Raw genomic sequence first — 24,672 nt, forward strand, 5'->3', positions numbered from 1 at the left:
ATTCAGCTTTAAAGTGAAAGAGGAGGTACTTTGGTGCAGCAGAAATGGCAACGCTGGAATATAGCATCACGCAAGTGGTTATGGATCATTATGGTGATAGGTCTGATCGGTGCGCTTCCGGTCGTATATGACCGTCTACAGACAGAGAAGTCTTCCAAAACGGTTGAGTTTGTCTTTGATTACCGCGATCTGGTTGAGGTTGCGAGCTACCGGGAGAACCCGCAGGATTATATCAACGAGCAGCTGGACCGGCTGAAGGCAGCCGGTGTTCAGAGTATGGCTATCTATGAGAATACATTGGAGGATTTCCGCAAGGCGCGCCGCCTGATGATTTGGGGAGCGTCTGATATCGCCAATCTTACCGATACTGTGATTCCGGAGAATGAGAACTATACATATGTCCTCTTTACCAGTGCGAAGAACAGTGAAATGCTCTCACCGGTTATCCGCGATGCCTTCAGCAGACTGGACATCCGGACGGAAGAATGGAACTACCGCGGCCAGCAGGGGCTGATCATCCAGACACCGCTGGAGGATGCAACGCTCAAGCCGCTGCAGCCGGACCCGATTACCCTGGAAATGCTCCACGGGAAGGGCTTCAGCATTGTGCCCCGGCTTGTAGACTCTCTGGCATACAATCAGGATGCCGTGAAGAAGCTGCTGGACCGTTACGCCGAGCTTGGCGTCAAGCGGATTCTTTTTGAAGGAGAGTCTGTCAAAGGGTACTCCGATGATGCAGATACGGGCAGTCTGACCGTCTTCGCCGATCTCCTGAAGCAGCACGGGATGGGAATTGCGGCAATCGAGAATATTAAGGTTCAGCAGAAGGGCTTCTCCAAGCTGGCTTATATGCTGGATTACAACGTGACGCGCCTGTATTCACTCAGCGAGGCGGATTCCAGCCTGAAGACTGAAGTGATCGCAGACCGGTTCGCGCTGGGCACCAAAGACCGCAATATCCGCATGATCTATCTGAATACGATTCCCTCCAGAGACACCAAGAAGGCTGCTATCACAGATACGCTGGATAACCTGATTGAGAGTCTCAGCGGACCTGAGGGTGCAGTGGCCAAGATTGAGGCGAACGGCTTCAAGATTGGACAGGCTACAGCATTTGATGTGAGCGACTCCTCCTTCCAGCGTTACTTCAAGCTGATTGCGGTAATCGGAGCGGTGGCTATGGTTGCGCTGCTGTTCTCCTACTTCATTCCTTGGCTTACTCTGCCTGTATGGGTGCTTGGACTGGTTGGAAGTGCAGGTCTGCTGGTTCTGAAGCCGGCATTATTTGAACAGGCGCTTGCGCTTGCCGTAGCCATAAGTGCGCCTACTCTGGCTATAATTCTGGCTATCCGCAAAATTAATGAAATGGGTCCGCCTTTGCGCGCCAATCCGTTAACCTTTGCCGTAATGGGCCCGCGCCGCCGTCTGACGCATAGTCTGGTCCTGTATGTCAAAACTGCGTTAATCACCTTCAGTGCGGTGCCTTTCGTCATTGCACTGCTGAACAATATCACCTATGCCCTGGTACTGGAACAGTTCCGCGGTGTGAGTCTGCTGCATTTGGCCCCGATCGGGCTTACCGCAATCTATGTGCTTTTGTACCGTGGGGATTTTGCCTTTAACAAGACAGGTAAGCTGCTGCGGACGCCGATTACACTCGCTATGGTCATTGCCGCCTGTGTGATCGGTATCGTGGGGATGTATTATTTGAGCCGGACCGGGAATGCCGGAAGTGTAAGTGCACCGGAGAAAATCCTGCGTGTCTTCCTGGAGAATACCGTCGGGGTAAGACCGCGTAACAAGGAATTCCTGCTGGCGCATCCGCTCTTTATCCTCGGCGCATTCTTGGCCTATAAATACCGGAACGCAGCCTTCATCATGATTATTGCTGTTATTGGGCAGTTGTCTATGGTGGATACCTTTGCCCATATTCATTCACCTGTGCTGATCTCGCTGATCCGCGGACTCCTGGGTCTTGGACTCGGCCTGATCATCGGTATTATCGCTGTTGGGGTATGGCAGATTGCGGAAGGATGTTGGAAACGATGGTCACCACTCCTCAAAAAATTGTAATCTCCGGTTTCTACGGCTTCCGCAACAGCGGAGACGAAGCCGTTCTGCAGTCGATTCTGAATGCTCTGCGCAAGCAGTCCCAGGCCGCCGGAATAACGCTTGCGCCTGTGGTCTTATCCATTGATCCGGAGTGGACGGCTGCCACGTACGGGGTGGAATCTGTACACCGGATGAAGCTGGGAGAGGTCCGCAGAGCCATATCAGAAAGTGCGGGCCTGATCAGCGGCGGCGGCAGCCTGCTTCAGGATGTTACAAGCAGCAAGACCATTCCGTATTACCTCGGTATTATCAAGCTGGCCCAGTGGATGGGGAAGCCGGTATTTATCTATTCCCAGGGGATCGGCCCGGTGAACCGCAAGCTGTTTCATCCGCTGATCAAATCCATTTTCCGGAAATGTGTCTATATCTCCGTGCGGGACGACCAGTCCCGCCTGCTGCTTCAGTCTATGGGGCTTAGTATTGATAAGGTAGAGGTAGTACCTGACCCGGTTATGGGTCTGGAGTTGCCTGAGGATATGCAGCCAGGGGTAGAAAAAGGGACGTTGATTGGGGATACGCCAGATCCTGGCCTGCAAGTTGTGCCCGCTACTGTAGGTGTCTCTGTCCGCTTCTGGGAGCAGTCCCGTAAGGAGCTGGACGCGTTGGCTGAAGGCCTTGTGAAGGCTTCTGCGGTCCAGCCGCTCCATGTACACTTTCTGCCCTTCCATCATTCTGCGGACAATGAGGCTTCCCGCTATGTAATGCAGAAGCTGGGCCGGAGTATAGAAGACAATGGAGGATCGGTAACGATCCGTGAGGATGCGCTTCATCCTCTGCAGATGCTGCGTGAGGTAAGCCAGTGCCAGGCGCTTATAGGTATGCGGCTGCACAGCCTTATCTATGCTGCGGGACAGCGTGTTCCGCTGATGGGCGTCTCTTATGATCCGAAGATTGATCATTTTCTTGAGCGGGTGGATTGTCAGCCGGTAGGCAAGACAGATACACTGGAGGCAGACAAGGTGGCTGCCGGGCTTCTGGAGCTGCTAAGCTCAGGGGAGCGATGGAAGCAGGAGCGGGAGCCGCTGATTGCCGCGCTCACCCAAGAGGCAGAGGCACCGGCCCGGCGAATTGTCCAATATTTCGGCCGTAAAGGATGAGTGACAAGTGAAAGCAGATAGCGCATTACCGACAGTACCCATTTTTGGCATACGAGTATCCAAGGCGGATATGAAGACCACCGTTTCCTATCTGACAGAGGCGGTTCATAAGCGTGAGCCTCATCAGGTAATTACTGCCAATCCGATTATGGTCATGGCGGCGCTGGAGAATCCGTCTTATATGGAGATTATGAAATCAGCAGAGCTGGTTGTCCCTGACGGAACTGGAGTGGTCTGGGCCGCGGAGTATTGTCAGGAGCCTGTAGCAGAGCGTGTAGCGGGCTTTGATCTTTTACATGAATTATTGCACCAAGGCGAAAGCTATAACTGGAGAGTATATTTGCTCGGTTCAACCCCTGAGGTGATTCGCGAGACGGCTTCCCGGTTACAAACAAGATATCCCGGTATTGTCATCGCAGGATATCATGACGGGTATTTTGGTCCGGCAGAGGATGAACACATTGTGGGCGGAATCCTTGAAGCGAAGCCTGACTTGCTCTTTGTTGCCAGAGGGGCGGACAGCCAGGAGCCATGGATCGCCAAATACAAAGCCCGGCTGCAGATCCCGGTGATGATGGGTGTCGGCGGGAGCTTTGATGTGATCTCCGGCAAGAGCCGCCGTGCCCCTGTGGCCTTCCAGAAATTAAGGGCAGAATGGTTATACCGGCTGCTCAAGGAACCCACACGTTACAAAAGAATGCTTGCGCTGCCGAAATTCGCAGTAAAAGTGGTACGAGAGAAAGATAAAGTGACAAAAGACCAGTAAAATGAGGAAATTTACTGAAAAAATCCGTGTTACCGCCTAAAAACAGTATTGGAATTTGTTTTTGGTTCAGCGTATAATTCAATGCGGTAGAGAAATGGAGGTCGACTTTTCACATGTTAATCATATACATCGCCGGATTCGTTGTGTGCATGGGGCTTGCACTGCTTTTGACGCCGTTCGTGAAGAAATTCGCCATTAAGATCGGTGCGACAGATGTGCCAAATGCCCGGAAAGTGCATACGAAGATCATGCCCCGCCTTGGCGGACTCGGCATATTTCTGGCGTTTGTGTTAGGCCTGCTTGCCGTATTACCGATTATTCCGTATGACTTCACTCCCCGGGAGGCTAATTTCATTAAAGCGCTGCTATGCGGCGGAGGCCTGATTGTGTTGATCGGCGGTCTGGATGACCGTTTTGAGCTATCAGCCAAAGTGAAGCTGCTGGGCCAGATTGCTGCTGCCTGTATTGTAGTTTTCGGGTTTGGCATCACGGTAGATTTCGTAAATATTCCTTTTCATAATAGCTATTCTTCCTTAGAGAGCTGGATTGCCATCCCTCTGACGATCTTCTGGATTGTCGGCGTCACGAACGCCGTGAACCTGATCGATGGGCTGGACGGGCTTGCAGCAGGCGTATCCGGTATTGCCATTGCTACGATTGCTGTCATGGCTTTCCTGATGGGGAACACCATGGTTGCCCTGCTCTGTCTGCTGCTTCTGGGCAGCATACTGGGATTCCTGTTCTTCAACTTCCATCCCGCCAAAATCTTCATGGGAGATACGGGCTCGCTGTTCCTGGGCTTCTGCCTGGCACTGCTTGCACTCCTCGGCTTCAAACAGATTGCGGTGGTTTCATTCATCACACCACTCCTGATTATCGGAGTTCCGTTATCGGATACGTTCTTCGCCATCGTCCGGCGCAAGCTGCAGAAGAAGCCGATCTTCGCTCCGGACAAAGGCCATCTCCATCACTGTCTGCGCGAGCTCGGCTTCAGCCACCGCCAGACGGTACTGATCATCTACGGCATTGCCGCATTCTTCGGTATCCTGGCAGTCATCCAGACCTCTGCTTCGCTCTACGAAGCCAACTGGGTTACCTTCGTAGTCATCTGCGTCATGCTCTTCTTCCTGCAGATCGGCGCAGAGATCACCGGCGTCATCAGCAAGACCAAGCGCCCGGTGATTGATTTGTTTTTGAGAATGCGGATGAAGGTTGATCCTGAACGAAGCTCCAAATCCTAGATTCATGATTAGCAATTTATAAAATACAAATCGCAGTGAGCACCTAACCTTACTCCAGTGGAGTAAGGTTTTTTATTTTTTTGCTAATTATTAGTCAATATCTGTCCGATAAAAATATAGAGTTGGTTAAGACGCGGAATGCTGCACAGGCCGACAATAAACCAAAAAGCAGTAGGAGGTTTCTTACGTGAAGAAAAGTTTGAAGGCGATAGGCGGAATGTTCTTAGCAATAGTGATGATGATATCCACACTTTCCTCAGCGGGTGCTGTTTATGCAGCGGACCCTGCAACAGGACAATACTTTCAGTTTACCAAGTTCAGTACAGATAAGGGTGCTCCAACTTCAGTGAATACCAGTACCGTTGACGTAGAAGGTACGTTTAATGGAGTGTCTGCTGACAGCATCTACTATCAAGTAGACGGAATTGTCAACGGGAATGTAGTACCTGGAGCAAGTGGTGCCGATGTTAAGCCGATTATTGAGAACGAGAAATTTTTCCGTTTTCCTAGTGTGAAGCTGAGCCAAGGCCTCAACCGGATCACAGTTTACGGTACCACGGCTACAGGAAGCTTAGCCAGTGGGGAAGCCTATGTTAATTTCTCCAACGTTCCTGCCATTTATAATATTGCTTTACCGGATGGCACATTGCTAAGTGAGAATACACCCACAATGGTTAATACAGCGGGATTAACTTTGACTCTGGAAGCTCCGAATGCCACAGAGGTTATGGTTAATAATTCCAAGATGTTTAACGGCGGTAGCAGTACTTTCGTCATTGCTGACATACCGTTAACTGCGGGTCTTAATAAGCTGACCTTCGTTGCAACCACAGATTCAGGTACGCGTACTTATGCGGTTACGCGTGAAGTGGTATATGCGCCTATCGATAAGGGGACTCCGAACCAGACCAAGATCGGATCTTACAAGATAGATGAGGGGAATATTGTAACAAATACAGGCTCAGATACCGAAATCAAGGGTAAGCTTTCCGGTTCGATTACCTATCGTGTATCCGATGATACTAGCAAACCGCCGCTGTCAAATATGACAGTCACTGTTCGTAATACGACTACGGGCAGCGATGTACTAGCTGGCGGTGCTACCACAATTGATTCTACGGTTAAAAACGGGGAATATATAACGTTCCATTATACTAGTGCAGCTGATGTAACACTCTCCTCCAACGGCTTGTACACTATCACCTTTACGACTACCAATGGAACGTATAACGGAATGGGCATTAATCCATTACAGTTCACCTACCGGAATGCCAATGACCCTTCTATTACAGGGGTTGAACAGTTATACAGCGCAAAGGCGAGTGGGAGTTCTGTTAGTTATTCCTCATCCGGCGTGTTTACCGGCAATTCCAATTTGTTTGAGTTGCCTTTGTGGTTAATGATCAAGACAAGCGAAACTACAAGTGCTCCAGGAAATCTGGTCATTAGCTCATATCAGAATGGTAAAAAGGTATCAGATGGTCTGTTTGTCACAGATACAAACTCTATGAAGACGGCAGACGGCTACAGAGTGTTCAAGATTAATGGACTGCCAACTGGCGAGCAGACATTGCAGATTGACTTGAAGAAGGACAACTCTGCCAACAGTCCTGTCATTGATACTAAGGTGCTCCCAGTTAATTATGTGTCTGCTCCATTTATTGAGCTTACGAATATTTATAACAATCAGGTGTTTAAATATGAAGGTGAATTCACATCCATCAAGGGGCGGTTTGTAAATTTCCCGGCAGGTGATCTTAGCTCTGTCAAGGCAACTATTAATGGAACTTCGATTAAACCAACTCTCGACAGTACTTCTCCTCAAGAGTTCAGCGTAGATACTTCTGGTATCTCTCTGGTGGCCGGACCAAACAAAATTACGATTGCGGGTATCGCAAATGGAGTTCCTGTCTCGACGAACCTCACTGTGTATCTATTTCCGAATAATACACCAAATATTGATGGCGTCGTTCCTTATCCAGTAGGTCAGATCTCGGATCCGAATGGGGTGTTTATTAAGAATTCAAATCTTAATTACACGACAAACGAATCTGCGGCGGATATTCACTTTGTAGTGAATAACGCCACTCAGGTTGTCATAATGAAAGACGGTAAGCAATATGCTGTTGCAGATTATAGTGGACCTTCCGGGACTAGTGCAGGTGTATGGAGCACAGCTTCAAGTTATCTCACGACACCTGCTAACAAGGACGGAGAATTCGTGATTAAAGCTCAAGAGCTACCTACGACCGGGCTGCAGACCTTTGTCATTACAGCCAGAGTAGGAACAGTGGCAATCACGCAGACTTTGCAAATTACCCGTGAGGTTCCTCCTTATAGAATTTTGTCACCAAAGCTTCCGAATGAAAGCATCATCAAACAGAACTTTATTGATGTGAGTATTCAGGCTGAAGGGGCTACAAGCATTGTAATTGGTAAAGAACCGATGATTAAAGGGGCGAAGGACATCTTCCGTCTCGAATTGAAAGGTCTGAAAAAAGGAAAAAACACGGTTAAGTTCACCGTCACGACAGGCACGACGAAATCGAACGGAACGTTTGATGTAACCTACTCAGATGAGATCCTGCAAGGAGCACAGCTAAAAACGACTCTTAACTCATCTGGCAAGCTGACAGCCTTCCAGAATGCAGTTAGTCTCGTTTTCCCAAAAGGAACAATGCTGCGGGATGCAACGCCGACACCAGGGTCAAGTAATACCCGGCAGATCAATCTGTTCAATGAACAATATATCCTGCTTGGTATTGCTGATAAGCAAGATGGACGTACCGTGAAGCAGTATAATCCGGTAGGTGAATATGATGGAACGAGTTATCAGGACGGCAAGCTGGTTGAGGTTCCTGCCAGCGGCTTGGCTACTGCTTATATGACCCCAAAACTTCATTACGGATATGCTTCGAACTTGTATTGGATTGACCCGGGATACTTTGTTTCCGCGACGTCCATTAATGATTATTCAACTGTAGTTGCTTCTCATCCATATAAGAAGGGGAACGAATCCTTCCTCGGACATATGGGCAGATGGATGGAGCCTACACAGCAAGGGAAGATTACACTGAAATATGATCCGACAATCGTTAATGCCGCAACCTCTAATATCTCTGTTTGGAAGAATGTTGACGGCACCTGGTATAACATGGGCGGTGTGGTCAACACAGGGAGCAAGACGATTACGGCCACCTTCGACGGCTTTGGTTATTACACTGTAATGAGCTTACGCTACAGTTATGATGATATTGTCTCCCACACCTATGCGCGCAGCGAGCTGGAGACTATTTTATCCAGAGGGATTATGAATGCGAAGGATGCTAATGAGTTTGGCGTGTATGAGAATGTTACGCGTGGGGAATTTGCTACCATGCTCGTTAAGATTATGGGTATTCAGCTTGATTACGAGCCAAACAATCTGACTTTCTCAGATGTGGTTAAATACAGTGATTATCACTGGGATTATCGTTATATAGAAACAGCGGTCCGCAAAGGGATTATCCGCGGAACAGCACCGAGAATTTTCTCTCCTAACCGCACCTTATCCAGAGAGGATGCAGCGGTGATGATCGCTCGTGCAATGAGCTTGAAGCTTGGAAACAATGCCACCGATCTGGCGGCCCTGCAGAAGCTGTTTACGGATACGGGATCAATTGTGTCGGTATACTCAGCTCCTTCTATCCTTGCAGCCTACAAAGCCGGTGTAATTTCTGGAATTGAAAACAAGCTGGTGGCTGGACAAAAGAAGGCAACATTCCGTTTCGATCCGCAAGCCAACTTTACGAGGGCGGATGCAGCAGTAATGGCACAGCGTATTATGGCTAAGATGAAGAGGTTGTAAAAAAAATATATATATGAAGTAAAAATAAGCCTCTGACTCCCTGTTTACGGGAAAGAGGCTTATCTTTTACAATTTCCATATACAAATCTTTGAATTGTGTGTTACTTTGCGTTACAATGACCTAAGAAGCTGTAAGCACAAACATTTAATGCAAGAAGGAGAAAGCTATCGATGAAACCGATTTTATCAAAAGCACAATTGGATTACACGAAAGCAAAGAATATGTTTGAGAATAGAGCAAAGGTTATGGAAAAGGAAATTGCAGCGAAGCGGGCACTGCAGGAGATCACTCAGGAAGTAATGGAAGAGCTTGTTCAAGCAACTGGCTTCCATGATGCTTATAATGAACTTGTTATTGCTGAGAATGCTTTGATCGATTGGTCCCATAGCACCATCAAGCATGAGAAGACCTACCGTGAGAACCGCGCAGCGATTGATGCCATGTATGAGAATGTAAATGCAAGCCCTGAGAAGCGCCAGGAGTTAATACAGCTATCGATGAAGATTCGATAGCCCTGGATATACTGAGTTGAAGGTAAGGCTGCTGAGTTGATCTCAGTAGCCTTTCTTTATGTCAATCATTATCCGGGAACGTGTTAACCCTGCTGCAATGTGGGTATATACTTATTAGCTCGAATGTTGGTCAACAAAAAAATCACATTTAGTATACAATATTTGTTTATGAACTTAGCAAATATTGTTTAATGACGTTTGGAATGCCTCTATGCTATACTGATTCCCGTAGCCACCCAACATTAACAATAGTTAGTAGAACATACATATTGTATCTTCTAGAGTATCGGGGCAGGGATACAGCAGGGCAGAAAAAGTTTTTTTAACCAAAGCGCAACTTTTTTGAAACTATTGCGTTTAAGGTGTAGAGTCACTTGCACAAGGCAATTGCGGAATGCCCTCAAGGCACTGTTCATTGCTAAATGGAAAAATTAGCTTTACGTGACTAGAGGCACATTGTATAATACTTAGGTAGAATTAGGAATCTAGTATTACTATGCCTTGAAGCTGTTTACAAGTTTCTGTGATACCCGTCACAGACATTATTTATACTTAATCTGCTCAACTCGGGAAAGGGGGTGCTCGACAAATGAGTGATATGAGCTACACAACTAAAGAAAAATCCCAGTTTATGAATGTCCAAGGAGGAGAAAAAAAGGTTATGAAGAAAATTTTATCCGTAGCATTATCTACAGCAATGGCATTCTCGATGTTTGCCTCTGTAGCATTTGGTGAAACAGCAAAGGTAACTCCACAACAAGCATTTGATGCTTTAGCAGCAAAGGGTGTTGTTAATGGGTTCCCTGATGGTAAGGCTCATCTTGATAAAGATTTGACTCGCGGAGAATTCGCTAAGATCGTTACTAAATTGTTCGGTCTTACTGAAGTAACTGGCAAGTTGTCTTACAACGATAAAGGTTACAACGCTAAAAACTGGGCTGTTCCTTACATCGAAGCAGTTACTGCAGCAGGATTGATGCAGGGTCAAGATACTGTTAAAGGTATCTTCAACTACAACGGTAAAGTAACAGTTGAAGAAGTAGCTAAAGTATTGGCTATCGCTCTTAAGCTGGAACAACCAACTACAACTGATAACAGTGCATCTGTATGGGCTAAGGGCTATGCGCAAGCAGTTATCAACGCTGGTCTGGTAGAGAAAACTGCCAACTTCAAAGCTAACGCTCTTCGTTCTTTGGTAGTTGAAACAGCTTACTATGCTGACCAAATCGGTAAAGTTCCTACATTGACTGTAACTACTGCTGAAGCATTAAGCCCAACCAAAGTAGTTGTAACTTTCTCTGACAAGACAACTGCAAACGTTGAATTGACAACTGCTCTGGTAGCAGGCGTTGAAACAACAATCAACTTCAAACACCTTGAAAAGGACTACACTGCAAAAGTAACTCTGCAGGCTCCTAAGGTAGTTTCTGCTACAGCACCAAACGCTAAGCAAGTTGTGATTAAATTCAACCGTGCTATCGATATTGATACACTGGCTGAATCCAGCAAAGTTATCGATGGTGTTGTAAAGGTTACTAAGGTTGGAAGCGAAACTGATGAAGTTGCTAATGCATATGTAACTTTGAGCGCTGATAACACAGAAGCTACTATTACTCTTCCTGGTGTTAAAGCACTTAAAGGTAACTACACAGTTGTAGTAAGCGATGCTGTTAAAACTACAGCTGGTGAAGCTATCCCAGCATTCACAAGTTTGCTGCCTGTAGCTGATACAGTTGCACCAACTGTAGCTTCAATTACTTCTTCCGCTAAACAGACTACTAAAGATGTTTATGTAACCTTCAGCGAACCGGTTAAAACTACTGGTATCGTAGCTTACGTAAATGGTTCTGCTGCTTCCACTACTGTTCAGAATGATACTTACACTGAATTCAAACTGAGCGGAGTAACATTGGAAAGTGGTAAATCTTATGACGTATCCCTGCTTAATGTAACTGACTTTGCAGGTAATGTTGCTACTCCAAACCCAATTAAAACAACTGTAACTGTCGTTTCCGATGTTGCTGCTCCTGTGATCAAGAGCGTAACTCCTGTAAGTGATAAGTTCGTTGAAGTTGAGTTTGATAAGAATGTTGACCGTGCGTCTTTGGTTGGTAATGTACGTCTCCTGAATGCCGTTGGTGAAAGCCAAGGTACCTTCAGCGTAATTACCACTGAAAATGGTAAAAAGTTCACTCTGCAGAGCCCATTGACTAGCTTCCCATCCACCGGTACTTTCACTGGTAGCGTAGTGTTTGGAGCGACAGTTAAGGATACATTGGGTAATACTCTGGGAACTGCTTCGAGTCAAGCAATCACATTCACTAAGGATACTGTTGCTCCAACTGTTACTGGTATCACTTATACTACTTCTGGCTCTGTTAAAGGTATTAGATTGACATTCTCAGAAGATGTTGTGAATAGTGGCGTTGGTTCTGTAGTGCTGATCAACAACAAAACTGGTCAATCTACTTCGATTGCTAACACTACAAGCGGTAGCGGCAAAACGTTTATCTTGACTGGTGTTAATGTAGAAGCTGGTGAATACACTGTACGCCTGCCAGAAGGACTCTTCAAGGATAAATCCTTCTCTGCTAATAAACTTGCGGCAACTGTGCTTACAGTGACTATTGGTTCTGCTGCTACTGATAGCGAATCTCCAGTATTGTTTAATAACGGAATTCAATTCAATGACAGTCAAAAAGTATCCGCAACAAGCAATGTTTATGGTGATGCTACTATCACTGTCGACATCAAAGATGCAAGCGGCTTGAATGTTGCTTCTGTGATGGATGTTAACAGCTATACTCTGGATGACAAGGCTCTTCCTTCAGGTAGCTATGTAACTATTCAGACTCTCACAGAAGGTGGGGTTGTGACAAGCAGCTCTTCCAGTCCGAAATTTGCTCGTGCAACAATTCATATCCCAAGTTCTTCTATCACTGAAACAAAAACTGACTACAAGTTCATCGTTAATGGTGTTACTGATACTTCTGGTAACCCGATTGTAGCAGCTAGCAAACCTGGTAAATTGACTAGCAGAACTAGTCCGCTCCTTACTTCGGCAGTAGTGTCCAGCGGCAACTCTTATGAGCTGATCCTTGGATTCTCTAAAGAAGTTACAGTTCTGAACAAACAAGATCTGCAATTCTATATCAATAATGATGTTGCTGCTGCCAACGTTATCAATCAAGATTACTACACAGTAACTAAGATTGTTAACGGATCTGACAAAGGCAAATGGTCTGTTACTTTCTCCAAGAAAATTGTTGATTCAAGTGCAGCTGTAGATACTCAGCTGGATCTGAACTCCAACGAAGTTAACAGAATCATCGTTAAGGTTGCTGGAACAACAACTGCTAGAGATGGTGATGGTAACATCCTCACTGATAGCACTGAAATTTCCGCTAAGTAATCTCCGATTAACGAAGCAAAGAATAGCCTCTTCGGAGGCTATTCTTTTTTTATAGCCATTTATCCCACCATAAGGAGGAATCAACTTTGAAGACCGCTTGGAAAGTTACGATGTCAGCAGTGTTGCTGGCGGGTGGCCTGTGGGCAGGCTCCATGCTTAACTTAACGGCTGAAGGTGCCGGTGTCGGTTCACAGCCAGGCACGGCAGAGGACCCGGTGGTTACTAAGAGCTATGTGGACCAACAGATTCAGAAGGCTTTGCAAGGTGGAACAATTAGTCCACCTACTCAGACTCCGGCTGCTACTGCGACTAATGCACCGGCTGCAACCACATCACCAACGAAAGCTCCGGCAACGGGTCCAGGTGATACAGGCACTGCCAGCGAAATCGTTGATGTGAAACCTGGACAAACCCTGATTGCCGGGGCGGGTGCAGAATTTATTGTTCGCGCCGGCAAAGCGGTTATTTATTCCCAAGATGCTAATGGAGTAGCTGACTTGACGGATGGTGTCGATTTGGCGAATGGTGTAGCTGCGCCTACGAATCATCTGTTATCTTTCCCCCGGGATGGCCGTGGAATTGCTGTACAGGACGGTCAAACGATGAAAATCGTTGTTATGGTCCGTGGAGCATATACTCTGAAATAAGCTGCAACCCATTTAAGTTACACTACAATTTACATTTTCTTTCTATATAAAGATTGCCCTATTTTGGACCTCCATATACACCGGAACTCATTCCCACAGTTGACAAACATTAAGCCGACTCAGGCCTTTGGGATTCGTACACAATACCACCTGTAATCTTAAAAAAAATTCGCAGGAGGTGCTGTAACATGGCACGTACAAATCGCACTGTGGTACCAGAGAGCCGGGCAATGCTGAAACAAATGCAATATGAAATTGCTTCTGAATTCGGATTATATGGAGCTTCGTACGGCGGAGGAATGGATACGGAATTTGCTTCTGAGCTGGGGACGATTGGCGGAGCAAGTGTTTCTGGAGGTACTCCATATCTGGGACATCTAAGCTCCAGAGATAATGGATCTGTTGGCGGGGAAATCACAAAGAGGTTGATCAAACAGGCGGAGCAGTCTCTTTTCGCATAACTGGCTTCAATTGACAGCCACCGGTAAATAAGATAATATGACCTTTGAGGAAGGCCGTAGACCTTTTCCATCCGGAAAAGGTTCATTTTTTGAATAAAACAGGCATTGGCCATTATTATTCTACTACTTATATTTGGCCTGTTATCTACTAGGGAGCCCCCTTGAATACAGTGTCAGATCAACAATATGGGAGGTTGTTGTATATGTCGATCAAAGGGCGTCATCTGTTTACTTCTGAGTCCGTAACGGAGGGACACCCCGATAAAATCTGTGATCAGATATCCGACGCGGTACTAGATGCATTTCTTGCTAACGATCCTAATGCCCGTGTAGCTTGTGAGGTAGCTGTAGCAACAGGTCTTGTGCTTGTCATCGGGGAAATTAGCACCAAGTCAGAATATGTGGATATTCCGGCAATCGTACGTAATACTATTAAGGAAATTGGCTATACCCGCGCGAAGTTTGGCTTTGATTATAATACTTGTGCTGTCCTTAGCTCGTTGAATGAGCAATCGGCAGATATTGCCCAGGGTGTAAATGCTGCTCTTGAGCATCGCGACCCTGCGTCATTAGCTGAAGAGACTGCTAACATTGGTGCCGGTGACCAAGGTCTGATGTTCGGGTTCGCTACGAATGAGACACCTGAGCTTATGCCGCTTCCGATTGCCCTGTCTCACCGGATTGCCCGGCGTCTGGCAGAAGTCCGTAAAGATGGAACTTTGAAATATCTGCGTCCGGATGGCAAAACCCAGGTTACGATTGAGTACCAGGGCGACAAGCCGGTGCGTGTGGATACTATCGTTGTATCTACCCAGCATGCAGAAGAAATTACCCTTGAACAGATTCAGGCAGACATCAAAGAGCATGTCATTCTTCCGGTTGTTCCGGCTGAACTATTGGATGAAGCCACTAAATATTTCATTAATCCTACTGGCCGTTTCGTTATTGGTGGTCCTCAAGGAGATGCCGGTCTGACTGGTCGTAAGATCATTGTGGATACATATGGCGGTTATGCCCGTCACGGCGGCGGAGCCTTCTCCGGTAAAGATCCGACCAAAGTGGACCGTTCTGCAGCCTATGCGGCTCGTTATGTAGCGAAGAATCTGGTCGCTGCCGGCCTTGCTGACAAGTGCGAGATTCAATTGGCGTATGCTATAGGTGTTGCTACCCCTGTATCGATCAATGTGGATACATATGGAACGGGCAAGATCAGTGAGGAGAAGCTGGTTCAACTGATCAGCGATAACTTTGATCTTCGTCCGGCAGGAATCATCTCGATGCTGGATCTGCGTAAGCCTATCTATAGACAGACAGCAGCTTATGGACATTTTGGCCGTACCGATGTGGACCTTCCGTGGGAACGCGTGGATAAGGCGGATTTGTTAAAGGCCCAGTCTGGAATCTAAGAAATTAAGAATAAATATGCCCATACAGAAGCCCTCATGAAGAGGGTGATGTGTGGGCATTTTTTTGTGAAAAGAGCAAGCCGATGTGCCCTCAGCCGTCATCTTCTAAACTTTGGAAGCCCTTTAGCCGAAATATAACAGTATACAAATACAAGAAGTGCTGGAAGGGCTGAAAGGGGTTTTTTAAGAATGAGAAAGAAATTAAGAATAGGAACGGCAATTATCATTGCAGGCAATCTGCTGCTTGGTCTGGGCAGTCCGGCTATCGGTATACATACATCAGCGGTATACGCCGCTTCGGAATTCGGAATCAGCATTTCTCCTGCGAACGGGTCTGCTTTTGTAAATGTCGGGGCTTCGCTGGGGCTTGGCTTTGACCGCCAGGTGATCCCGCAAGCCGGGAAAATCACCATTACAGATGTAAATGCCGAAACGGTATTTACGGAAATTGCAGTCGGGAGTGCAGGACTAATCGGAAACTCGTCAAGCTACGAGATCAAGCTAGGCGCCAGCCTTAAATTTGCTCCCTACAAAACCTATAGCGTAAGTGTGCCTAAGGGGCTGTTTAAGGATAGTGCAGGCAATGAATCTGCCGCAACAAGCTGGAAGTTCACGACAGCCCCGGAGGTAAATCCGGCGATTACAGCAAGCAGCATGTCTCCTGCCATCAATTCCAGAGTAGAGGCAGGTAGCTTAACGGAGCTGAGTATTCGCTTATCTGGAGTCCTTACAGCCGGAGGAGGCAGCGTCAGGCTGCTCTCGTCAGCGGATAACGCGGTTATACAAGAGTTTGCGATCAGAGATGGAGAACCTGGGGTAGCATTCCAGAGTGCAGATTCCTCGACAACGGTGACGTTGACACTGGCTAATAAGCTTCCATCCGGCGGGAATTATTATGTCCTTATCGACGCTTATGCATTCAAGGATGCTAATAATACAACCTATCAGGGGATAGCAAGCGGCAGCGGCTGGAGCTTCTCCACGGTCGGCACGGGTACTATCTCTGCATCTACGGCTCCAGCCAATGCATCTTTTGGCGCATCGGTTAGTGGAGCCCTTAAGCTATACTTCGACCGCCCGATGAGTCCGGCCTCTGGAGTAATCTCGGTCTCTCCAGGTGCAGGGGACCCTAGAACAAGATGGCTGAATGTCAATTCAACGAATGTTACCGGTGGGGGAAGCTCGACAATAACTCTGTTGCCAGCCTCCGCAGCTTCACCGCTATTGAGCGGTACACTATATACAGTGACTATACCGCAGGGAGCTTTTTATGATCAGGATGGTCATATCTTTCCGGCTTCAGGACCGTACTCCTGGACGTTCACGACGGCATCACTGACAAGTCTGTCTGTAGCCGCGTTATCACCAGCAGACCGCAGTGAGTCGGTAGATATCTCCAAAACAATAGCGGTTAATTTCAACCAGGAAGTTGTCTACAATAGCACAGTCGCGAACGGAGTTGTTCTGTACAAAAGCAATGGATCTAAAGTGAATGCGGCAGTTCAGCAAGGCTCCTCTGCTAAAGAATTCATCATTAAGCCGTCCGCAGCGCTGGAATCAGATACGATCTATTATATCGACATCGCCAAAGGAGCTTTCACAGATGCCGCAGACCCCAGTGTGCAGTATGAGGGATTAAGCGGTACCAAGTCTTGGAGCTTCCGCACTGTAGCCATAGATAAGACTCCGCCATCGCTGACGAGCGCAGTGCTAGAGAACAACCGGACGATCCGCCTGAGGTATAATGAGACGCTTAATGCTTCAGTGGCTCTGCTGGCTTCCAGCTTCGGGGTAACCGTCAATGAGGAAAGCCGGAATATTGAAAGTGCCTATATTCAAGGAGACAGTGTATTTGTAGTGATTAGCACAGGTATCGCTGTAGGCCAGAATGTAAAAATCAGCTATACCGGCGGCGTGCGGACGATTCAGGATACGAGCGGGAATGCTGCGCCTACCTTTTCTGGACAGCAGATCACTAATACTATAGAATCGGCGCTCCCTACGCCCAAAGAAGGCAGAATTACTGGCAGAACAGTGACACTGACCTTCAATGATACGCTCAAAACGGTCTCTCCTTATGCGTATGATCAGTTTGTGGTAACAACTGATGGATATTCGCTTGGGGTGAATTCAATCAGCTCCAGCGGCAACACCCTTTATTTAACAGTGGGTTCCGAGGTGGGCAATTCGGAGTCGGTCCGGGTATCCTACTACGCCGGTTCGTATCCGCTGGTTAGCTCTCTGGGGCAGAATATTGCAAACTTCGCTGAGTTTAACATCCGCAATAGTAAGGATAATGTGCCGCCGGTGTTCCAGAATGCGACGGGCGGAGGAAAGAAAATTACAATGAATTACAATGAGGGATTATCTGACAGTAACCTTCCGATGAACAGCCAGTTCTCGGTCCTGGTGGGAGGTAGCCCGAATTACGTCACAAATGTTGCAGTACGTGGAAGCAGTGTGACATTAACACTTCAAAATAACATGGTAGCAGGTCAGACTGTAACAGTCTCCTATGTACCCGGTGTAAAAGGCTTAACTGATCTTAACGGCAACCGGGCTGTTTATGTGGACTTGAAGCCGGTTGATCTGAGCGATATCACCGTATCGGAGATCAGCAGCGCAACAGTGAACGGTAATGAGCTGACGGTAACTTTTGTCCAAAGTATGCTGACTTCTTCTGCACTGAGCACTTCGCAGTTTGCAGTCAGATTGAATAGTACCACTACCCTGGTTCAGAGTTATACCCTAACAGGCAACGTCCTCAAACTAATGCTGGCTGATTATGCGGGTAGCGGGCAGACAGTTGACTTATCCTATACTACGGGGACATCCTTCATTAAGGATCTTAACGGAAATGCACTCGCTTCGTTCTCGCAGCTTCCGGTGAAGAACCTTACTGGAGGTGTGGCGGCTGCTGTACCAACAGATGCGAACCGTCCAGCTTATCTGGGGACCTTGGAGGCAAGCGAGTTTGGAGACGCGCTCCCGCTACTGAAGAGTGATTCCGCCGTAATCGCAGCAGACCGCTCAATTTACAGTCAGGATGTGAAAAGATACAGTCTTAATGCAGATAAGCTGGCAGCCAGTTATATGTATTTAAACGCACAGGGCACGGCTTCACTAGTGTTTGAGGTGCCTTCCACCGAATTGGCAGCCTATGTTACTGTACCTCTACAGCCACTCGTGGATGCGTTCAACCGCAACAAGGCTTCGTCATTTGGTATTCGTTATGGGGATCAGATCTATAGTGTTGATCTCGGTAAAATAGACCTCAACGGAATCGTAGCCAGTCTAAATACAACCGGCAGTAATATTTCTCTTATCTATCGCATAGAGAAAATGCCTTCTGAGGCGTTTGCTCCATTCGTCCAAAGACTTCAGACACAGGGGCTAACCAGTATAACCCCTTTGGCTGATCTTCGGCTGGCTGCATCTGTGACAGGTAATTACGCTAATGAGACTGCGCTTAGCTTACCAGGGAAGTACATGATCCGGACAACAAGTTCAAATAGCAGTGAGCAGACTTCTGTAGCACGACTAGATCAATCCTATTACGATGCAGCGTATCTGCCTACAACGAGTATTACTAAAGGGACTTACAAAGTAATGCGTGCATTGACCAGTGGAAATCAGATCGTTGGAGCATTTTCCTCCACGCGTTCTTTTGCAGATATGGCTACTCACTGGAGTAACACGGCTGTTGCTGAACTGGCAGCCAAGAATATCATCGACAACAGCTATGGCAGCCAATACAAGCCGGATCAAGCCATCACCCGGGGTGAGTTTGCAGTAATGCTGAGCAGAGGGCTAGGCCTGCTAGGGGATAGCGTGACAGCACAGCGCTTCTCAGATGTGCAGTCATCCAGTCAAACGGGCAATTATATCGGCGCCGCTGCCAAAGCCGGCATCATCAATGGCAATACGGACGGGACCTACCGTGCGGAGGATAAAATTACCCGTGAGCAGATGGCGATTATGATGGTGAGGGCGCTTGAGTATACGGGGCAGCCTGTAACGCTAAGTGCATCTGTAATGGATACGCTTAGCCCGTTCAAGGACCGGGCGAGGATTCTAAGCCAGAGTATCGAATTTGTAGCCAAGGCAGTCAAGGCGGGGATTATTCAGGGAGTCAGCACCACGCAATTCCAGCCGCAGGGTAATGCTACCCGAGGGCAGGCTGCGGTCATGCTGCAGCGGATGCTGAAGACAGCAGGCTATTTGTAAGAGCAAGGGAATTGTATAGTTAAGCAGAGCATCCGGTCTATGGGCCGGGTGCTTTTTTGGCATACCTGGACAGCTCCAGCGTGACTCCGCTCATCCGGTAAAACCTGCTAGTTCTCTCCAATTTTCGCAACTTTTCGAGCTGAATTCAGTCTATTAAAGGTATAGTCTATTACTATGAACTGATATCCAGGTCTTGATAGCGAGGTAGAAGAGTACAAATAGATGGGAGAGTTACACTGAAATGAATGAGCTTTTCATGGGGAAAAAGAGTACTGAGTCAACACGGGGAAATCAATGGTCGCCTGCTAAAAAATGGATTGCTGCATCCCTGGCGGGTGTAATCTGGATCATGCCGGTTGTCGGGAGTGAAGGTGCAGGATGGCTGGGCGCAAGCACTGCGCCGGTAGCACAAGCAGCAGCGTCCTTCTCGGCGACGAAACTGAGTGAAGAGGTTATCACTTCCGGTGCGATGATGATGAAATATAAGTTTACCACGGTGCGTTCAGGTAAGAGTGCCACAGGACTGGCCAGCGTCATTCGTGTCGATCTGAATAATCCTTATGTCTCTCTGGATGTCATGACCGGCAAAGGCGGGAATCTGACGACACGGCAGAGCACAGGGGGCATGGCGGCGGAGACAGGCGCGGTCGCGGCGGTGAACGGGGATTACTTCAATACCGGCGGAGAAGGTGCACCGATTGGCGGCCAGGTGTCGGGCGGTGTGCTCGTGTCCACTCCTTCACAGCTAAACGGAATGTATGCTTTTGCAGTAACCAAGGACCGTAAACCTATCATTGATGAATATACGTTTGAAGGGATGCTGACCGCAGAGGATGGCTCCCAGTTCCCGCTGTCCGGCATCAACAAAGGGGCCTACAATCCCGAAGGCGGCAGCTCGACTTACAGTCATGCTAATGCAGCTTATATCTACACGGATGCGTGGACAGCGCTGGAGCGGCCTAAGGGCAGTTCTACTACACCGACAGAGGTGCTGGTAGAGAATGATACGATTACCCAGATCTCGCTGGATTCGGCTCTGCCGGTGACCGTACCCAAAGGCGCTTATATTCTGCGGACGCACGGGCTGGCTGCCGAGTTCGTCAAGGCACATCTGGTTGTAGGACAAAAGATAAACAGTACCTATCTGCTCCGTTCCAAAACCACCCAGCAGGAGCTCGATCCTTCAACGCTGCAGATGATGATCGGGGGGCATACGATTCTGGTCAATAACGGCAAGGCGTCGTCGTTCTCCCGTTCTACAAGCAGCATTGGCGGGTACCGGGCGCGTACAGCGCTGGGCTATTCCCAGGATGGCAGGTACGTATATGTCATTGCAGCTGAGAAGAACAGCAATAGTGTGGGTCTGTCGCTGACAGAGCTGCAATCCTTCATGACGAATATCGGGGTGTGGAAAGGGATTAATCTGGACGGAGGGGGCTCTACAACGATGGTAGACCGCCCGCTGGCTGAAACCTCGACTACACTTACCTTCAATACCGAATACGGCAAGGAGCAGCGCACAATCGTTAACGGCGTAGGGGTATATACTTCTGCTCCGCAAGGTGAAGTGAAGGGAATCAAGATCAGCGGCAACTCGGTACTGTTAATCGGACAAAAGGCCACATACTCCCTAAAGGGGTATGATACGTACTACAATCCGGTGGATGTAGCGGCAGCTAATCCGGCCTGGACCGCAAGCGGCGGCAGTGTGACTGTGAATGCGGGCGAAGCCACGGCCGTCAAGCCGGGAACCGTCAAGCTGAAGGCGACCAGCGGAACAGCGAGTGCGGAGACCGAGGTCACCGTTCTGGGCGGAGAAGACCTGTCCAGCCTGATTGCAGGTACAGCAACTGCACCGCTGCAAGCAGGAGCCACTGTATCGGTTCCGGTTAGCGCGGTGTCGAAGAGCGGGGCAACGCTAGCTGTTCCGGCAACCGCACTGAAGTGGGAGTTTATCGGCTTCAAAGGAAGTGTGGGGGACGGCAAGCTTAAAGTGGAGGCAGTCGATCCCGGCGTAACTACCGGATATGCGATTGCCCGCTATGACGGCTTCAGCACGGCGGTTGTCTTGTCTACTGCAGCTGCTACGGCGTGGGAGGATTTCGAGAATGCCAATTATCCGTTCGCGTTCACAACCAATGCGGCAGGCGTCACTGGAACAGCAGCAGTAGTTGCGGGCAGCGCAGAGCGTGCAGGCTCGAAGGTCTTATCGCTTAGCTACGATATGAGTGCAGGCACCGGCAAAATGTACGCATACGCCCAGTTCAACGGTACAAAGGGCAAGGATATTCCGGCGGCGGCAACCTCCATGTCAGTCGATGTGATGGGAGACATGAGCCTGAACTGGATGCGTGCCGAGCTGACAGATGCCAGCGGAAAGACGGCCTATATTGATTTGGCGAAAGTTATTGACTGGAACGGCTGGAAGACGCTTAATATCGATCTGTCCGGCTCAGGGATTAAATTCCCAGCTTCCCTTAAGAGACTTTACGTGGTAAATGTAGAAGAAGGCCAGGATGAACGGGCCAAGACAGGGACAGTGGCCTTTGATAATATTTCCTTCGTGATGCCATCTCTCTCCAGTGAGGCGGGACTGCCCAAAGGGACGGCGGCGATGAGCATTGGCGGCAAGGCGATGACGGTTAACGGCACCAAGCGGCCGATTGATGTCGCGCCGATCGTGAAGGACGGCAGTACGTATGTGCCGATAAAATATGTTCTGGACGCGTTCGGCGGCAATGCGGTCTGGGATGCGAAGACAAAGAAGATTATGGTCCTTCGGGGCTCTAAGGCGCTCGATCTGACCGTGAATAAGAAGGAGTTCGTACTGAACGGGAAGCGGCAGAGTGCTGAAGTAGCACCGATGATTCTGAATGCCAGGACTTTAGTACCGCTTCGACTCGTGACAGAACAGCTCGGACTCACTGTAAAATGGGAACAGAACACTAAGACCGTAACTATCGAATCGTGATATGTTAGTATAAAGGAAAGCCTTTAATACGATTCGATAGAAATGGGGCAAGCATCCGTGGAATTTCAAGCCGATGCGATAGATCGGGTGATTAAAAACACCATCGACGTGATGGAGAGCAGCAAGTATCAGATATTCGAAATATTGCAGGTGGCACGGGATGAGCTTGCTGCACTCAACAAAGAACTGCAGCGGGTCATGGAAGAAACGGATGAAACATTGCAAAAGGTAGACAAACTGGAGCAGCAGTACCACCGCTCCCGGATCCGGCTGACAGAGGTCAGCCGGGATTTTGTCCGCTACACGGAGAAGGATATCCGGATTGCCTATGAGAAGGCGACGGAGCTGCAGCTGGAGCTGATGATGACCAGGGAGAGAGAAGCTTATCTGCGGAGCAGACGCGATGAACTGCAAATGCGGGTTCGCAGTGTCGAAAATTCTGTAGAACGTGCCGAATCGATTGGTTCGCAAATGAGCGTTGTCCTGGAATATCTGTCCGGAGAACTAGGTCAAGTGACGCGAATTGTCGAATCTGCGAAGAACCGCCAGATGATTGGACTCAAAATAATCCTGGCTCAGGAAGAGGAACGGAAAAGAATTGCCCGGGAAATTCATGACGGTCCTGCTCAAATGCTGGCGAATCTAGTCCTAAGGACGGAAATTGTAGAAAGAATGCTGGTAAAGCAGGAATTTGGGCTGGTACAAGCCGAAGTAATAGACTTAAAGGGGCAGGTAAGATACAGCCTGGAAGAAATGCGCAAGGTGATTTTCAACCTGCGTCCGATGGCGCTTGATGATTTGGGGCTGATTCCGACTCTGCGGAAGTATGTGCATGATTATGAGGAGAAGACGAGGATCCGCACCTCTTTTGAAACCAGGGGGAAGGAGCACCGTTTGTCCTCGGCAATGGAAGCGGCGGTATACCGGCTGGTGCAGGAGGGTCTGTCCAATGCGGCGAAGCATGCTTACCCGAGCTACGTACTGGTAGAGATTACTTATCAGGCTCAATTGATCAAGATTGTCGTGAAGGACAATGGCTTAGGCTTCAATGTGAAAAAAATCAGTGAACAAGCCAACCGGGAAAGCTTCGGGCTGGTGGGAATGCGCGAACGCGTGGAATTGCTGGAGGGAAGAATGGAAATACAATCAGCCGAGAACCAGGGCACAACAATCGTAATTCACATTCCGACGAATGTGGAAAAGGGGAAGGAGTAATGTGATGGAGAACCAAAACTCTGGCAAAGCGCCCATTAAAGTTCTTTTGGCCGATGATCATCAATTGTTTCGTGAAGGGCTTAAGCGTATTTTGAATATGGAGGATGACATCGAGGTCATTGGCGAATGCGGGGACGGCATCCAGGTGCTTGAATTCTGCAACGGCAATAAGCCGGATATCGTGCTGATGGATATCAATATGCCGATTGAGAACGGCGTGGAGGCTACGCAAAAGCTCCGTGAAATGTTCCCGGATGTCAAAGTGATTATCCTCTCGATTCATGATGATGAAAGCTATGTGTTTGAGACACTGCGCAAGGGGGCGAACGGGTATCTGCTGAAGGATATGGAGGCCGAGTCGCTGATTAATGCGATCCGCTCTGTATGCGAGGGACATGCTTTTATCCATCCGAAGGTGACCGGCAAGCTGATTAATCAGCTGCGGCGCATGACGTACCTTAACGAGACTGGCGCAATGGCCGAGACGGCCGTGAAGGAAGCCGGTGTCAAATTCGTTGCAGGCGATAACAATCCGCTGACCCGCCGCGAGGCAGAGGTATTGCGGCTGATGGCGGAGGGCAAGAGTAACAAGATGATTGGGGAGTATCTGTTTATCAGTGAGAAGACGGTCAAAAACCATGTCAGCAGTATTCTGCAAAAGATGGAAGTGGATGACCGTACGCAGGCTGTAATTAATTCGATCAAATACGGCTGGGTAACTTTATAGCTTCCCTCATAAACTTTTAACTGAGCGTTT

Annotated in this window: 14 protein-coding genes; all 14 read left to right on the forward strand. The window is 48.3% G+C overall.

Annotated features, from left to right (window positions below):
* Positions 1-33 precede the first annotated feature (33 nt).
* The 14 genes from NSS64_RS31345 to NSS64_RS31410 all read left to right on the forward strand — a co-directional run bounded on the left by NSS64_RS31345 (position 34) and on the right by NSS64_RS31410 (position 24,642).
* Positions 34-2,073 (forward strand): DUF5693 family protein, encoded by a 2,040-nt coding sequence (locus tag NSS64_RS31345; RefSeq protein ID WP_341142663.1) that lies wholly within the window; start codon positions 34-36, stop codon positions 2,071-2,073.
* Positions 2,046-3,209, forward strand: coding sequence for a polysaccharide pyruvyl transferase CsaB (gene csaB, locus NSS64_RS31350; protein ID WP_341142664.1), 1,164 nt, complete (start codon positions 2,046-2,048; stop codon positions 3,207-3,209). Before NSS64_RS31345 ends, csaB begins: the two co-directional genes overlap by 28 nt.
* A 7-nt stretch (positions 3,210-3,216) precedes the next feature.
* Entirely contained in the window at positions 3,217-3,975 is a 759-nt protein-coding gene (locus tag NSS64_RS31355) for a WecB/TagA/CpsF family glycosyltransferase (RefSeq protein ID WP_339251858.1), read from the forward strand.
* A 113-nt stretch (positions 3,976-4,088) separates the two neighbouring features.
* Positions 4,089-5,216 carry a glycosyltransferase family 4 protein gene (locus NSS64_RS31360; RefSeq protein ID WP_076084500.1) on the forward strand — a complete coding sequence of 376 codons (1,128 nt, stop codon included), beginning with the start codon at positions 4,089-4,091 and terminating at the stop codon, positions 5,214-5,216.
* A 187-nt stretch (positions 5,217-5,403) separates the two neighbouring features.
* Positions 5,404-9,063 (forward strand): S-layer homology domain-containing protein, encoded by a 3,660-nt coding sequence (locus tag NSS64_RS31365; protein WP_341142665.1) that lies wholly within the window; start codon positions 5,404-5,406, stop codon positions 9,061-9,063.
* 171 nt (positions 9,064-9,234) lie between these two features.
* Positions 9,235-9,576 carry a hypothetical protein gene (locus tag NSS64_RS31370; protein WP_036721689.1) on the forward strand — a complete coding sequence of 114 codons (342 nt, stop codon included), beginning with the start codon at positions 9,235-9,237 and terminating at the stop codon, positions 9,574-9,576.
* 589 nt (positions 9,577-10,165) lie between these two features.
* On the forward strand, positions 10,166-12,988 hold the full coding sequence (locus tag NSS64_RS31375; protein ID WP_339251853.1) for a hypothetical protein: 2,823 nt from the start codon (positions 10,166-10,168) through the stop codon (positions 12,986-12,988).
* An 86-nt stretch (positions 12,989-13,074) separates the two neighbouring features.
* Positions 13,075-13,635: a hypothetical protein gene (locus tag NSS64_RS31380; protein ID WP_339251851.1), complete on the forward strand. Its 561-nt coding sequence runs from the start codon at positions 13,075-13,077 to the stop codon at positions 13,633-13,635.
* A gap of 188 nt (positions 13,636-13,823) precedes the next feature.
* The gene (locus NSS64_RS31385; protein ID WP_209868427.1) at positions 13,824-14,096 is read left to right on the forward strand and encodes an alpha/beta-type small acid-soluble spore protein; all 273 of its coding nucleotides are present in this window, start codon (positions 13,824-13,826) and stop codon (positions 14,094-14,096) included.
* Between the two features lie 203 nt (positions 14,097-14,299).
* Positions 14,300-15,502: a methionine adenosyltransferase gene (gene metK, locus NSS64_RS31390; RefSeq protein ID WP_076084485.1), complete on the forward strand. Its 1,203-nt coding sequence runs from the start codon at positions 14,300-14,302 to the stop codon at positions 15,500-15,502.
* A gap of 189 nt (positions 15,503-15,691) precedes the next feature.
* A complete protein-coding gene (locus NSS64_RS31395) occupies positions 15,692-19,729 on the forward strand; it encodes an Ig-like domain-containing protein (protein WP_339251847.1) in 4,038 nt (1,345 codons plus the stop codon).
* Between the two features lie 256 nt (positions 19,730-19,985).
* On the forward strand, positions 19,986-22,700 hold the full coding sequence (locus NSS64_RS31400) for a stalk domain-containing protein (protein ID WP_339257645.1): 2,715 nt from the start codon (positions 19,986-19,988) through the stop codon (positions 22,698-22,700).
* A 57-nt stretch (positions 22,701-22,757) separates the two neighbouring features.
* Positions 22,758-23,915, forward strand: coding sequence for a sensor histidine kinase (locus tag NSS64_RS31405; RefSeq protein WP_340946825.1), 1,158 nt, complete (start codon positions 22,758-22,760; stop codon positions 23,913-23,915).
* Positions 23,916-23,919: 4 nt separating this feature from the next.
* Complete coding sequence (locus NSS64_RS31410) at positions 23,920-24,642, forward strand: response regulator (RefSeq protein WP_036699238.1); 723 nt, start codon at positions 23,920-23,922, stop codon at positions 24,640-24,642.
* Positions 24,643-24,672: the final 30 nt, after the last annotated feature.

This window comes from Paenibacillus sp. FSL H8-0122 (assembly GCF_038005345.1).
In the GTDB taxonomy this organism is placed as follows: domain Bacteria; phylum Bacillota; class Bacilli; order Paenibacillales; family Paenibacillaceae; genus Paenibacillus_AQ.